Here is a 13323-nt window from a genome sequence, read left to right on the forward strand (position 1 = left end):
CAGTCTGGAACCCAGTCTAGAAAGGCAAAAAGAGGCCATCAATTGGGACGCCGCACTCATTTTTAAGTAGCGCTCCCCGCGCGTCTAAAGAAATCTTCAGATTCCCCGCGCGGCGCACGGATGCTATCGTTCGTGGACCCCGGTTTCGTTCGCACTGGATCATGACGTACCCCACCGAAGACGATTTTCGCCGCCTGCTCGACGCATTGACGATGTGCGTGCTGCTGCACGATGCCGACACGAAGGCGATCGTCTGGGCGAACCGCGCCGCGTGCATCGCGCTCGGCTTTTCGGTCGAGGAACTGCTGCCGCTGAAGGCGCGCGACATGACACGCCCCGAGCCGAAATACCGGCGCGAAATCGCCGTGGCGGCGATGGACCGCTCGATCACCGAAGGGCCGCAGGGCTACGAATGGTGCTATCGCTCGCGCACCGCCCAGGACATGCTGTCCGAGGCGATTGCGACCTATGTGCCGCTGCGGGAGCGCGCTGTCGTGATGGTGCAGTTTCGCGACATCAGCGCGGAGGAAGCGATGCGCGAGGAACTGCGGCGCTACGAAACGCGGCTGCGCGAGTTCATGCAGGATCTGAGCGAAGGCGTCGCGGTGCTCACGCACGACGGCTCGATCGAATTCATCAGCGATTCGGGGCGCCGTCTGCTTGGTCTCGCCGCGAACGACGCGCCGGGCTCCGTATTCGATTACTGCGGCGAGCGCAATCGCGAACGCCTCGCCGGGCAGCTCGACGACGCACCGTCCCGGCACCCGTCCGAGCCGCAACGCTATCGCATGATCCGGCGCGACGGCAGCGCGTGCTGGCTGCGCATCACCTGCCGCCGGCTCGTCATCGAGGACGATCTCGACGGTCTGCTGATCGACTTTCGCGACATCTCCGACGAAGTCGCGATCGAGGAAGCGCGCCGCACCGAGGCGCGCATGCTCGAACACGCCGGGCGTTACAACGCGATGGGCGAGATGGCCACGGCCATCGCGCACGAGTTGAGTCAGCCGCTCGCGGCCGTGCGCAACTTTCTCGAAGGGGCGATCCGCCGTCTCGAACGGGGCGGCGCCATCGAAGACACGATCTGGGGCCTGCGCAGCGCGGACCGCCAGGCCGAGCATGCCGCGCTCATCATCAGAAGCGTGCGCGAATACATCGCGAAGCGCGAGCCGAGCGAGACGCACGCGGATCTGCGCGACGTGCTCGCGGACGCCGCTTACTTCATCGAATTGCGCGCGCGCGACGCGGGCGTGACGGTGACGCTCGAGCAGGCGAGCGAACCGTTGCCGGTGTTCGTGGAACGCGTGCTGATCGGCCAGGTGGTGCTGAATCTCGCGTTCAACGCGATCGACGCGCTCGGCACGGACATGGCGACAACTGAAGAGAACGGCGCTGAAAGTTCGACACCGCCGCGCCGCCGCGAACTGCGACTCGTCACGAGCCTGGATGGCGAACATGCAAGGGTCCAGGTCATCGACAACGGGCCGGGCGTGCCCGCCGATGCGCATGGCCGGCTGTTCGACGGTTTTTCGTCGTCGAAGGCGGGCGGCAATGGCATCGGCCTGTCGCTGTGCAAGAACATCGTCACGCGGCATGGCGGCAAAATCTGGGCGCAGCCCGCGCCGTGCCGCGGCCTCGAATGCAGCTTCTCGCTGCCGCTCGCGAGCGGGCCGCCGGGCTGAGCGCGGGCTTGTCATGTGTCGGCGTCGGTCATGTGGTCAGTCATGTGTAATGGCATGCGTGTTGCGCGGAATGGTCGCGAGCGTGAACGCGGTGACCAGTCCGAAGCCGATCAGCATCAACGCGACCGGCCACGGTTCGCGCACTTTCGCGTACAACGCGGTGGCCACGAGCGGCGCGAGGCCGCCGGAAAAGACCGACGCGATTTCATGACCGAGCGCCATGCCCGAATAGCGGACTTCCGTGGGAAAAAGTTCGCCCATCAGCGCGGGCTGTGTGCCGATCATCGCGGCGTGGCAGAACGGCAAGCCGAGCGCGAGCGACAGAAACACATACAGCGGCTGATGCGTGTCGATCAGCCAGAAGGCCGGAAATGCAATCACCACGAGTCCGAGCGCGCCGATCATATACACGGGACGCCGCCCGATGGCATCCGAGAGCCGGCCCCACAGCACGATCGTGACGAGTTCGAGCAGCATCGCGATCATCACGCCGCCGAGCATCACCGAAACCGGTACGCCGACGGTCTTGCCATACACCAGCACGAACGACAGAAAGATATAGGTGCCGCCGTTTTCGGCGACGCGCAGCCCCATCGCCTGCAGCACCTGCTTCGGATGATTGCGCAGCACCGTCAGCACCGGCATGTGCTTCGGACGCGCGGCCGCGAACTCGCGGCTCTCGGGCAAGCGCCGGCGGATATAGACGCCGACGCCGAAGATCAGCACGCTCGCGAGAAACGGCACGCGCCAGCCCCACGACATGAAGCTCTCGAGCGGCAAGCGCTGCACCAGGTAGAACGCCGCCGCCGACAACACGAAGCCGCCCGCCACGCCGAGCTGGCTGAACGACGCGTAGTAGCCGCGCCGGCTGGCCGGCGCGCTCTCGCTGATCAGCAGTACGCCGCCGCCCCATTCGCCGCCGGACGCGATGCCTTGCACCACGCGCAGACACACCAGCGCGATCGGCGCGAGGAAACCGGCTTGCGAGAACGTCGGCAGCAGACCGATGCCGAAAGTCGCCACGCCCATCATCATCAGTGTGACGACGAGCGCGCGTTTGCGGCCGTGCCGGTCGCCGATATGACCGAACACGATGCCGCCGAGCGGACGCGCGAGAAAGCCGATCGCGAAGCCAGCGAACGCGGCGAGCGTGCCGAGCAGCGGGTCGCCGTGCAGCGGAAAGAACAGCGGCCCGAAGATCAGCGCGGCCGCCGTGCCGTACAGGAAGAAGTCGTACCATTCGAGCGCATTGCCGAGCACGGACGCGACGATGATCCGCCGCAAGGTGCGCGACGCGCGCGGAGTTGGCGACGCAGCCGGCAGCGCGGACGCGGGAGGCGCTTCGGCCGTGGTGGAGAGCGTGTCGTGTGGCATCGTCGTGCTCGCTGGTTTCGCGCGGATAGAACGTGGACTGCGCGCGTATCGGGGGTGGAGGAAAGGCGCGAGGGCAAGGCGGCGAAAGCGCGCAGGGGCGCTAGCGCCCGAGCGCTTTCGCGGTCTGGCCGCCCAGGCCGAAATCGGTGTTCGGAATGTCCTTGATGATTACGCGTGTCGCGTCGAGCGGCGAGTCGAGCACGTCGGCGCCCGTTTTCGCCAGCGCTTCGATCAACGCGGCTTTCTGCTCCAGCGTGCGCCCGGCGATCAGTATCGCGACGATCACGGGCAACGAGGGCGGCGCGCCGTCGGCGGCCCGCTTTCCGCCGATCCCGTAATGCGTGTCGGCAAGCTCGGAAAGCAGAATGCGCACGGATTCCGCGGGCGCGCCGATCGCGTTGACCGTCGCCTCGGTGAGCCTGCCGATCAGCGACGCCTTGCGTGCTTCCGCGTGGCCCGCGGGCAAATACACTTCGAGTGTAGGCATGAGTTCGAATGGAAGCGGGGCGTGCGTTTGTCGCGCGCGCCCCTGTTTTCAGAGCAGGAAACCGATCGCGCTCAGCGCTTCGGTCGAATCGATCAGGCGGATCACCTTCTGTTGCAGCTTCGGCTCGCCGCTGGCGAAACTGATGCGGTGCGTGAGGTCCGCCGCGAAGATCGTGCTCGCGCCGCGCTTGTACGCGACGATGATCTGCGCCGACTTCACTTCGACGGTATCGGCCGCGTCGCTCGCCAACGTGAAGCGCGACACCGTGCGCACCGTGCGCGCCGCATCGCTCGCCGACGCCGAATAGCCCGACGTCATGCGCTGCACGCGCATCTCGCGCATGTGCTGATCGTCGTACGCGTAGTTCAGCGTGGCCGCGAAGTCGGTCGTGTTCGGATCGATCGGCACCACGTAGTGGCCTTGCGGGTCCCACAGGTCGAGCCATGCGCGGTATTCGCGCCGGTCCAGCATCTCGGCTTCGCGCCAGATGAACTGCACCGCGTGTATAAACGTCTGTTGCGAGTTGAGTGCGTTGCGGTCGTCCATCATGCCTCCATCATCGTGCGCCACTGCGCATACGCTTCGCGCATGCCGGTTTCGTCGGTGGCGTGCGCGGTTTTTTCTCCGTTCGGTGCGGTCGTTTCGCGATTCAGGCCGCGATTCACGAGGATCGGAATGTCGGGGCCGGCGTGCGCGCCGCGTTGCACGCGCTCCCATGCTTCGGCATCGTCCGGGCTGCCGAAGCCGAACGGGCCCTGGAAGTGTTCGTGAATGCGCAGGCGTACGCGGTTGGCTTCGTCGGGGCCGCCGTCCATCGCGAGCGCGACGTGACGGATTTCGGTTTCTTCCGCGGAAATCGGTCGCAGCACGCGGAAAAACGCCATCGACAGCGCAAGGTTCGGGAACAGGTTCAGATTGAAGCCGACGCCCATCAGCGAGCGCACGATCCGGCGCACTTCCTCGGGCGCATGACGCGCGGCGAGCTGCGTGGCCAGTTCCTGGAAGCGCTCGGGCAGCGGCGCGCCATCGTCCTCGTCGAGATCGACCAGTTCGGGCACCAGCACCGCGAGGCTGTGGCCGTTGCCGAGCGAGCGGCAGAAGGCCTTGTCGCTCGTCATGAAACTCGTGATCGCCGCGGCGGTTTCGTCGTCGATCGACTTCATCCACGACTTGTGCACGACCGGGAAGTGATACAGGTCCGTCGTGTTCTCGAGCTGGATCTTCCAGTTGCCCTTGAATTTGAATTTGTGCTCGCCGTTGGCCTTCACGGGATAGCCCGCGCCCTGTTTCATGAACAGGTCGATCCACGGCTTCGCACCGCCGAGGAAGTCTTCGAGCGGCTCGATGGCCTGGTTGAAGCTCGCGAAAATAAGTCCCTGGTAAATGCCGACGCGCAGTTTTTCGAGCGGCAGGTCGCCCTTTTCGCAGACGCCTTCGTAGCCGTCGCCGTAGGGCAGCGCGCGCAGCGTGCCGTCGAGCGCATACGACCAGCTATGGTACGGGCACGTGAAGCCCTTCGCGTTGCCCTTGTGCTCCTCGCACACGGTCGCGCCGCGATGGCGGCAGCGGTTTTGCAGCACGTTGACCGCGCCGGTCTTGTCGCGCACGACGATCACCGGCTGGCGGCCGATCGTCGTGGTGCGGAAATCGCCCGGTTTGGGCAGCTCGCTTTCGTGCGCGACCCAGATCCACGTCTTGTAGAAAATGCGCTCGAGTTCCGCTTCGAACAGCGCCGGATCGTAGTACAGCGAAGGCGCGATGCGGTCGGCCTGTACGCGGCCGCGCAGCGTACTCGTGTCGATGGTCTGCCAGGTATCGCTCATGGTGTCGGGTATCGGGGTGGTCGCGATGTCTCGCGAGGTTGTAGATCACAGCGCGCTTGCCGTCGCCGCGTTGATTGAAGTCTCGTCCGTGGTGCTTCATACGTCAAATCGATCTAAAATTGGTCCTCACATAAATGCCACTGATAAAAGGTCAACCCGGCCATGCCTTCACTCGATCACGTCGATCTCAATCTGCTGCGGGTTTTTCAGGCCATCGTCGAGGAGCGCAGCCTGACGAAGGCGGGCGAGCGGCTCGCGCTGTCGCAGCCCGCCATCAGCTATTCGCTGTCGCGTCTGCGCGTGCTGTTCGACGATCCGCTCTTTATCCGCACACGCGCGGGCATGCAGCCCACGCCGGTTACGCTGGAACTCGCGCCGATCGTCGGCCGCGCGCTCGATACCGTGCGCGAAGCGCTGCGCTACGCCGAGCGTTTCGATCCGGCGGTGAGCGCGCGCACGTTCAGGATGTCGTTGTCGGATGCGGGGGAGATGGCGTATTTGCCGCCGATCTGCGAGGCGCTTCATCGCGAGGCGCCGCATGTCAAGGTGTGTGTCGAGCCGCTGCCCGTGGCGGAGATCGAAGACGCGCTACGCGCGAGCCGGCTCGATTTCGCGATCGGCAATCTGCCCGAGCTGATGTCGCGCACGCGCCACCAGTTGCTGTTCGAGGAAAACTACGTGTGCATGACGCGGCGCCGCCGCGGCTTGCCGCGCGGCGACACGCTGAGCCTCGCGCAGTTCGTGGACGCGGCGCATGTGCAGGTGAGGTCGGTCGAGCACAGCCATCATGCGCTCGACGATGCGCTGCGCTCGCAGGGCGTGGGAAGGAACATCGCGCTCGAATTGCCGCACTTCGTCGCGTTGCCGGGCGTGCTGGCCGTGACGGACCTGTACGCGACGCTGCCGCGCCGTCTCGCGAGCCTGTTCAATCTGGACGGGCGCTTCCATATCTATGCGCTGCCCGTGACGGTGCCCGTCGCGGCCGTGACGATGCACTGGCACGATCACTTCCACGAGGACGAAGGCATCGCGTGGATGCGCGAGCTCGTCCGGGGCATCCTGCAGCGCTTCGGCGCAGCGACGCCCTGAATGATGTGGCCAATGAGGCGGCGAATGGCGTGATGGCGAATGGCGTGATGCTTGCGCGCCCGTTCAGAGATCGAGCACGAGAACCGGTGAGCGAGAGCGCGAAATACAGCAGCAGATGACCTTGTTGCTCGCGCGCTCGGCCTTGCTCAGACAATGGTCGCGATGTTCGGGCTCGCCCGTCACGATGTCGACCATGCAGGTGCCGCACACGCCTTCGCCGCACGACGTGTCGACCTCGATGCCGATCGACGCGAGCGCATCGACGATCGACGTGTCCTTCTCCACACGCACGGTCTGGCCCGTGCTGGACACCTGCACGTCGAACGCGTCGAGCGCCGCGCCGCTCTCAGGTGCCGCGGGCTCCGCCGCGAAGCGTTCGAGATGGATTGCGTCTTCGGGCACGCGCATTCCGGCCGTGGCGACCACGCGTTCCATGAAGGCGGAAGGTCCGCACGTGTAGACGTGCGTGCCGGCCGATGCGTCGGCGAGACACGATGCGAGCACGCCGTCGAGCGCAGCGGGCTCCACGCCGAAATGCAGCTTCACGTAAGCCGCGAACGGGGCGCGCGCAAGCAGCGGCAGAAACGCCGCATGTTCCTCGCTGCGCGCGAAATAGTGCAATTCGAACGGCGCGCTCTGTTTGATGAGGCGATAAGCCATCGACAGAAGCGGCGTGATGCCGATGCCCGCGCCGACGAGCACATGGCGCCGCGCATCGGGCGCGAGCTGGAACAGGTTGCGCGGCGCGCCGACCGAGAGTTCGGTGCCGATCGTCACGTCGTCATGCAGCGAGCTCGAGCCGCCGCGCGATGCGTTCTCGCGCTTGACGGCGAAGAGCTGCGCGTCGCGCTGGTCGGGGTCGCCGCACAGCGAGTACTGGCGCGTAACGCCGGACGGTGCCGTGACGTCGATATGCGCGCCCGGCTCGTAGGCGTCGAACGGCTGGCCGTCGAGCCGGGTGATGCTGAACGAACGGATACCGTTTGCTTCGTCGCGCAATGCGTCGACGCGAACCTTGAATGTAGTGGCTTGCATGATGAAACCCGCTCGCTGGAATGGCTGAATGCTGGACTGAAGGGAACGTTCGCGCGCGAGGCGCGAGAGATGGAACCGAGCATACGGCGGCCGCACCGATCGGGCAAATTGATAAAAAATAGCCTAGCAAATAAACACGACTGATAATACAGCGCGAAAGCGCGTTTCCGGTCAACCGAAATCGGCTGCTCTCACCAGCGTGATGGATCGGCGTCAGGCCTTCGGCTGATGGAACATCTCGTAGATGGTTGCGCGCAGCCAGGCAATGCCCGGATCGGCGGCAAACTGCGTATGCGTATGCACCTGGATTTCGATCGGTGGCAGCGTGAACGGCAGGGGCAGAATGCGAAAGGCCTTACCGCGGTTGAAGCGGCGCGCAATGCTCTTTGGAAAAATCACCGCCAGATCGGTGTGCATGACGATCTCCGGCGCGACGACGAAATGCGGCAGCCTGAGCACCACTTCGCGCTTGAGATTCATCTCGTCGAGCCACTGTTCGACCATCCGATGACCGGTCGCATTGGTGCTCGCATACACGTAGCGCAGCGCCGCCAGGTCCTCGCGGGTGGGCTTCGTCTTTCGCAACGGGTGCCCCGCGCGCACCACGCAGACATGCTCGTCGACGAAGAGCGTTTGCGTCACGCAACCGGCATCGAGCCCCGGCACGTAGCCGAGCGCGAGATCGATCTCGCCGGCGCGCATGGCCGCGCTCACCGACTCGACCGGCACATTGGTCACTTCGATGCGAATGCCGCGCGTCTCGCGATCGAGCATCGCGAGCAGGGGCGGCAGAAAATAGAACTCCGACATGTCCGACATCGAAATGCGGAACACGCGCTGTGCCGTGGCGGCATCGAATTTCGCGAGTTGCTGGACGGCCTCGCTGATGATCGCGAACGCCTGGGCGAGCGGCGGATAGAGGCGAAAGGCGGCGTCGGTCGGCACCATGCCGTTCGGCGTGCGCACGAAGAGCGGGTCTTCGAAGAGCGTGCGCAGCCGGCGCAGTGCGTGACTGACGGCGGGCTGCGTGATCGCGAGCCGTTCCCCCGCGGCAGTCAGGCTGCGCAGATCCCAGATGGCGAGGAATACCCGCAACAGGTTCAGATCGGTGCCGGCAAGATTGGGTTGGCTCATGCACTGCGTCTCGAACGGGTGGGGGTGCCCGTGCCGGAGCGCCCGGCGCATTACGCCTGGCTCGTGTACTGCCCGACGGCAGCGCGAAAGCCGGTCACGGTCCTGCGAATTTACCGTAAATGCTCCGCATTGGGTAATGCGGAGTCGCGCCGCGATACGGCGGCAACGCGTGGAAGTCGCGGCGCATCGCGTCTCGCACCGGCGACGCGAGTGCATGGGCGAGCGAGCGCGCATCGTCGAAGACGACCTTGTTGCGCTGCATGGCGTTGGCGTGCGCGAAAGGCAAGCCGCTGCAGCAGTCCATGCGCGTGTAGATCTCCAGCTCGCGCAACGCAGGCAACTGCAGCATCAACGGCGGATGATGCGCGAGGTAATGCCCGAGCCATGCCCCGAAGTCGTGCGCGGGGCCTTCGTAGGCCACCATGTAGGTGCATCGCTGCGCGCGGTCGTTCATCGGCATGGCCTGAGGCGGCGCGAGCTTGCGCACGGCCATGACCTGCTGCGAAAACGCGTGCCTGTCGAGCTTCGCGAGCGCGGAGCGTCGCAGCGCGCGATGAACCATGCCTTCGGGTTCGAGCGCGCGTTCGAGGGCCGCGAGATCGTCGAAGTACCATTGCAGCATGCACGACGGCGTCGTTGAATCCCGTGCCGCGTCCGGACCGACGGGCTCCGCAACCGGCTCGTGCACGACCAGTTGGCACAGCCCTTCTGTTTCGCCCGCGACGTGCATCAATGCGCGCAGGTCGAGCGGCGGCGGCCCGCCGCTCGCTGCCGTGAGGAACAGACAGACCTGCATGCTCACCCCGCCGCGGACGTCACGGCCGCGCGCGCGAGCCGATGGAATTGCCTGCCGAAATAGACGAGACCGTCGCCTTCGTCGCGCAACGCGATGTGCTCGATCCGTACGAAAAACACGGAGTGCGATCCCACCGTCCTGCTTTCGCACACCGTGCCTTCGAGACTCGCGATCGCATCGGCCAGCACCGGCACGGCAAGCCGGCCCGCTTGCCACTCGCATTGATCGAAGCGTTCGGCCATCGGGCAGGCGGTCAGGCCCGCGAATACGCGCGCCAGTTCCTGGCCGCGCGCGCCGAGCACGTTGATGCAGACCTGCCGGTTGTCGTGCAGAACGTCGTGCACGTAGCTCGCCTGATTGATGCAGACGAGCATCGTCGGCGGCGTGTCAGTCACGGAGCAGACCGCGCTTGCCGTGATGCCGCAGCGTCCCCGCGGGCCGTCGGTGGTGATCACGTTGACGGCCGCCGCGAGAGAGGCCATGGCATCGCGAAAGTGCAGCCGCGTTTCATCCGGGGTCATGGCAGTCCGGCCTCCTCGATCAGGGATAGGGCGTCACCGGCTCAATGCCGACGAATAATGCGCCGGAAGCGTCATAGGTGCCTTCGCCGAGGAACGCGTGCTGGGTCACGACAATCGAGTCGCGAACGAGGCGCTGCAGGCGGCTCTCCTGGTAGATCGCGCCGATGCCGGCCATCTTGTAGGCGTCCATCACGACATCGGCGCAGGTATGCGCCGCATGGGTCGCGCTCAGGCGCAGGATATTGGCCTCGGCCGGCGCGATCGGATCGCCCGCGAGGATCGTTCGCCATGCCGCTTCGGCCGACTCGAAGAAGAACGCGCGGGCGCTGCGCAGGCGCGCCTCGGCTTGCGCCAGGCCCGAGCGGTAATAGGCCCGGTCGGCAAGGCGCGGCGCGCCCGTAGTGGTTTGCGTGACGCCCGACATGCCCGCGAGCAGGTCGAGCGCGGCGCGCGCGAGACCGATGTTCACGCTGGCATGCACCTGCGCCTGATAAGCGACGGCCGGATAGCGATAGAGCGGTTCGTCGATCAGCGCCGCGCCGCCGCGCACGAAGGTCCACGCGTCGTCGACGAACTTGTCTTTCAGCCGCAGGTCGTGACTTCCCGTGCCCTGCATGCCGACCACCTTCCAGTTCTCGACGATTTCGACTTCGCCGGCGGGGAATACCGCCGTGAACGGCTTGCCGGCGTTCGGTTCGCCGGCGCTGCCGGGTGTGCCGCCGATGCCGACGCCGATCCAGTCAGCCCCTTTGCAGCCGCTCGCAAAGCGCCATTGCCCGCTGACCCTGAAGCCGCCCGGCGCGCGTACTGCCTTTTGCAGCGGATAGAGTCCGCCCGCGAAAACCTGGTCGGGTCCGCTCGCGTAGAGTTTCGCCTGGGTGTCGACGGGCAACGCCGCGAGGTACGTATTCGCCGACCCGAACGCGGCGACCCACGCGGTCGAGCCATCCGCCATGGCAATCCGTTCGAGCATCGCGAGGAACTGGTGCGGCGGCAGCGCGTCGCCGCCGAAGCGCCTGGGCGTGCTGGCCCGGAAAATACCCGCTCGCTTCATTTTCGCGACCATGTCGCGAGGAACGTGCGAGAGCGCGTCGAAGTCGTCGCGCCGGCGCTCGACTTCCTTGACGAGCGCGTCGAGCGAAAGCGGCGCGGGATACTCGGGGTAGTCGTCCTGTGCGGCGATGATCCGGAGATCGGAGCCGCGGACGTCGGAGCTTGCAGACTGCAGGGCATGCATGCGGATTACCTCTTGAAGAATCTGGAACAGAACAGGTCAGGTGTCGGCAGCGAGGCCGAAGATTTCATCCGGTTTGCTGACGGGCTGCGGCGCGCAGAGCCCTGGGCCAGGTTTCGCGGGCGCAGCAGGTGGCGATGAGCGTGATCAGTCCGAGCGCGCCGAGATAGAGCGCGACGGGAACGGCGCTTCGGTAATACGCGAGCAGGCCGGTGGCGATCATCGGCGAGAGGCCGCCGCCCAGCACCGAGGAAATCTCCCGGCCGATGCCGAGCCCCGAATAGCGCAGATGCACCGGCAGCAGCTCGCTGATGAAGGCGGGCTGCGCGCCTTCGAGAATGCCGAGCGTCAGGCTGTTCGCCAGCAGGAGCGCGGTCATCACTTTCCAGTACTCGCCCGAGCCGAGCAGCGCGAAGTACGGCCACGCGACGACCACCATCGCGATGGCGCCGAGCAGATACACCGGCTTGCGTCCCACCTTGTCGGTGATGTGTCCGGCCAGCAGCGACACCGGGATCATCAGCAGCATCGAGAGCGTGAGTCCGCCGAGTATCCATGACGATTTGATGCCGAGAAACTGGCCATAGGCAATCGAGAACGCAAAGAAGATATACGACGCGCCCCCTTCGCCGAAGCGCAGGCCGAACACGGTCAGCACTTCGCGTGGACACTGCCGCAGCACGTCGACGATGGGCATGCGGCTTTCATTGCGCGTCGCCTTGACCTCGGCGAAGGCGGCGCTTTCGCTGACCGAGCGGCGCATCCACAAGCCGAGCACGACGAGCGCCGCGCTGCCGAGAAACGGCACGCGCCAGCCCCAGCTCAGAAAGTCGGCGTGCGACAGGCGCTGCGCGAGCATGAAGGCCGCCGTCGACAGCACGAAGCCGAGCGCGGCACCGCAAGGGCTCCATGCGGCCAGCGCGCCGCGCCGCGCGGCCGGGGCGCTTTCATGGATGAGCAGGATGCTGCCGCTCCATTCGCCGCCCGCCGCGAGACCCTGGAGAACGCGCAGGATCACGAGCAGAATGGGCGCCGCAATGCCGATCTGATGATAGGTGGGCAGCGCGCCCATGAGCACGGTGGCCGTGCCCATCGTCATGAGCGTGAGCATCATCACCGCTTTTCGACCGTGGCGGTCGCCGAGATGCCCGCACAGCACGCCGCCGATCGGCCTCGCGATGAAGCCCACGGTAAAGCCGCCGAAGGCCGCGATGGTGCCCGTCAACGGATCGTTGCCCACGGGAAAAAAGAGCTTGCCGAACACCAGCGCGGCAGCGGTGCCATAGAGGAAAAAGTCGTACCACTCGAGTATCTGGCCGAGTACGGCGGTGGTCACGGCTCGACGGACTGCGCTCTTCGGACGCGCCAGGCGATGGGCGGCGAGGGGAGCACTCAGGTGAGAATTCACGGCATCAGGATTCATGGTGAGGGCCGGGCACGAAGTTGAGGTTACCGTTCTGTGGAGATTCCGGACGACGTCGGTGCGTCACGTCGTCACGGCACGGGGCAACGATATGGGCCGTGAAACCAGCGGTCAAATTCGGGCCAAAAATGGGCGCTATGAATGCGCTGCATGATGGGGGCTTTGCCCGCGAGGTGCCGGTGGTGCGCGGGAAGGGGTTTCGCCGCAACAGGCGGGCCGCCGGCAATGGCATCCCCGTTTCTGATCGTGCCAGATATCGACGCGCGGTCGTCCTTGCGGCGTCAGGCGCGCGTCGCGCTGAGTTCCGCGCTCGCCGCATCCGTCTGATCCCGCGCACGCGCGTCCGCGCTCTGGGCGCGCCGATGCTCGCGCTCGAGGCTCAGACGGAACTGGCGGCAGCCGAACCCCAGCAGCACGGTCGCGAGCAGCGCCGCGACGAGGCTGACGATCGACATCGAATGACCGACGGCGAGCGGCGAGCCGAACACCTTGTCGGTCAGCAACGCGACGAGCGTCGTGCCGATGCCGAGACCGATCAGGTTCGACACGAGCAGGAACACGGCGGAAATCTGCGCGCGCATCTGGTTCGGCGCGAGCGTTTGCATCGCGGCGGTCGAGGTCGGCATCGGGAACGACGCGAAGAACATCGCGATCACGAGCAGCGTCAGCGAGAGGCCGAGACTGTTCACCTGCGTGAAGGCGGCGGCGGGCAGCGCCATCGCCGC

At 65.9% G+C, this 13323-nt stretch carries 12 protein-coding genes and 1 pseudogene; 2 read left to right on the forward strand and 11 right to left on the reverse strand.

Annotation, left to right across the window (positions count from 1 at the left end; all coding sequences use genetic code 11):
- The first annotated feature begins 161 nt into the window (after positions 1-161).
- Entirely contained in the window at positions 162-1682 is a 1521-nt protein-coding gene (locus QM685_RS32250; protein ID WP_415123145.1) for an ATP-binding protein, read from the forward strand.
- 36 nt (positions 1683-1718) lie between these two features.
- Here QM685_RS32250 and QM685_RS32255 read toward each other — a convergent pair whose 3' ends face one another.
- The 4 genes from QM685_RS32255 to QM685_RS32270 form a co-directional block, all read right to left on the reverse strand.
- A complete protein-coding gene (locus QM685_RS32255; protein ID WP_415123147.1) occupies positions 1719-3056 on the reverse strand; it encodes an MFS transporter in 1338 nt (445 codons plus the stop codon).
- A 100-nt stretch (positions 3057-3156) separates the two neighbouring features.
- On the reverse strand, positions 3157-3543 hold the full coding sequence (locus tag QM685_RS32260) for a tautomerase family protein (RefSeq protein ID WP_415123149.1): 387 nt from the start codon (positions 3541-3543) through the stop codon (positions 3157-3159).
- A gap of 48 nt (positions 3544-3591) precedes the next feature.
- Positions 3592-4092: an aromatic-ring-hydroxylating dioxygenase subunit beta gene (locus QM685_RS32265; RefSeq protein WP_415123151.1), complete on the reverse strand. Its 501-nt coding sequence runs from the start codon at positions 4090-4092 to the stop codon at positions 3592-3594.
- The gene (locus QM685_RS32270; protein WP_415123153.1) at positions 4089-5366 is read right to left on the reverse strand and encodes an aromatic ring-hydroxylating oxygenase subunit alpha; all 1278 of its coding nucleotides are present in this window, start codon (positions 5364-5366) and stop codon (positions 4089-4091) included. The genes QM685_RS32265 and QM685_RS32270 overlap by 4 nt, the downstream gene beginning before the upstream one ends.
- Positions 5367-5528: 162 nt before the next feature.
- Between QM685_RS32270 and QM685_RS32275 the strand changes: the two genes are divergently transcribed.
- On the forward strand, positions 5529-6455 hold the full coding sequence (locus QM685_RS32275; RefSeq protein WP_415123155.1) for a LysR family transcriptional regulator: 927 nt from the start codon (positions 5529-5531) through the stop codon (positions 6453-6455).
- Positions 6456-6518: 63 nt separating this feature from the next.
- On the opposite strand, the gene QM685_RS32280 is transcribed toward QM685_RS32275, so the two are convergent.
- The 7 genes and pseudogenes from QM685_RS32280 to QM685_RS32310 all read right to left on the reverse strand — a co-directional run.
- Entirely contained in the window at positions 6519-7490 is a 972-nt protein-coding gene (locus QM685_RS32280; RefSeq protein WP_415123157.1) for a PDR/VanB family oxidoreductase, read from the reverse strand.
- 213 nt (positions 7491-7703) lie between these two features.
- The gene (locus tag QM685_RS32285) at positions 7704-8624 is read right to left on the reverse strand and encodes a LysR family transcriptional regulator (protein ID WP_415123159.1); all 921 of its coding nucleotides are present in this window, start codon (positions 8622-8624) and stop codon (positions 7704-7706) included.
- 94 nt (positions 8625-8718) lie between these two features.
- Positions 8719-9420 (reverse strand): ethyl tert-butyl ether degradation protein EthD, encoded by a 702-nt coding sequence (locus tag QM685_RS32290; RefSeq protein ID WP_415123161.1) that lies wholly within the window; start codon positions 9418-9420, stop codon positions 8719-8721.
- A gap of 2 nt (positions 9421-9422) precedes the next feature.
- Positions 9423-9941, reverse strand: a complete 519-nt coding sequence (gene hpaC / locus QM685_RS32295) for a 4-hydroxyphenylacetate 3-monooxygenase, reductase component (protein WP_415123163.1) — start codon at positions 9939-9941, stop codon at positions 9423-9425.
- A gap of 19 nt (positions 9942-9960) precedes the next feature.
- Positions 9961-11178, reverse strand: a complete 1218-nt coding sequence (locus QM685_RS32300) for an acyl-CoA dehydrogenase family protein (RefSeq protein WP_415123165.1) — start codon at positions 11176-11178, stop codon at positions 9961-9963.
- Positions 11179-11242: 64 nt separating this feature from the next.
- Positions 11243-12598, reverse strand: coding sequence for an MFS transporter (locus tag QM685_RS32305; RefSeq protein WP_415123167.1), 1356 nt, complete (start codon positions 12596-12598; stop codon positions 11243-11245).
- A gap of 281 nt (positions 12599-12879) precedes the next feature.
- Positions 12880-13323 (reverse strand): annotated as a pseudogene (locus tag QM685_RS32310) (MFS transporter); the annotation flags it as partial.

This window comes from Paraburkholderia sp., from assembly GCF_047605525.1.
In the GTDB taxonomy this organism is placed as follows: domain Bacteria; phylum Pseudomonadota; class Gammaproteobacteria; order Burkholderiales; family Burkholderiaceae; genus Paraburkholderia.

Bases quoted from the DNA above. Each gene is read 5' to 3' on its own strand.
- QM685_RS32305 (WP_415123167.1), bottom strand. From the start codon at position 12,598: ATGAATCCTGATGCCGTGAATTCTCACCTGAGTGCTCCCCTCGCCGCC.
- QM685_RS32275 (WP_415123155.1), top strand. From the start codon at position 5,529: ATGCCTTCACTCGATCACGTCGATCTCAATCTGCTGCGGGTTTTTCAG.
- QM685_RS32265 (WP_415123151.1), bottom strand. From the start codon at position 4,092: ATGATGGACGACCGCAACGCACTCAACTCGCAACAGACGTTTATACAC.
- QM685_RS32285 (WP_415123159.1), bottom strand. From the start codon at position 8,624: ATGAGCCAACCCAATCTTGCCGGCACCGATCTGAACCTGTTGCGGGTA.
- QM685_RS32290 (WP_415123161.1), bottom strand. From the start codon at position 9,420: ATGCAGGTCTGTCTGTTCCTCACGGCAGCGAGCGGCGGGCCGCCGCCG.
- QM685_RS32260 (WP_415123149.1), bottom strand. From the start codon at position 3,543: ATGCCTACACTCGAAGTGTATTTGCCCGCGGGCCACGCGGAAGCACGC.
- QM685_RS32255 (WP_415123147.1), bottom strand. From the start codon at position 3,056: ATGCCACACGACACGCTCTCCACCACGGCCGAAGCGCCTCCCGCGTCC.
- QM685_RS32250 (WP_415123145.1), top strand. From the start codon at position 162: ATGACGTACCCCACCGAAGACGATTTTCGCCGCCTGCTCGACGCATTG.
- QM685_RS32280 (WP_415123157.1), bottom strand. From the start codon at position 7,490: ATGCAAGCCACTACATTCAAGGTTCGCGTCGACGCATTGCGCGACGAA.
- hpaC (WP_415123163.1), bottom strand. From the start codon at position 9,941: ATGACCCCGGATGAAACGCGGCTGCACTTTCGCGATGCCATGGCCTCT.
- QM685_RS32300 (WP_415123165.1), bottom strand. From the start codon at position 11,178: ATGCATGCCCTGCAGTCTGCAAGCTCCGACGTCCGCGGCTCCGATCTC.
- QM685_RS32270 (WP_415123153.1), bottom strand. From the start codon at position 5,366: ATGAGCGATACCTGGCAGACCATCGACACGAGTACGCTGCGCGGCCGC.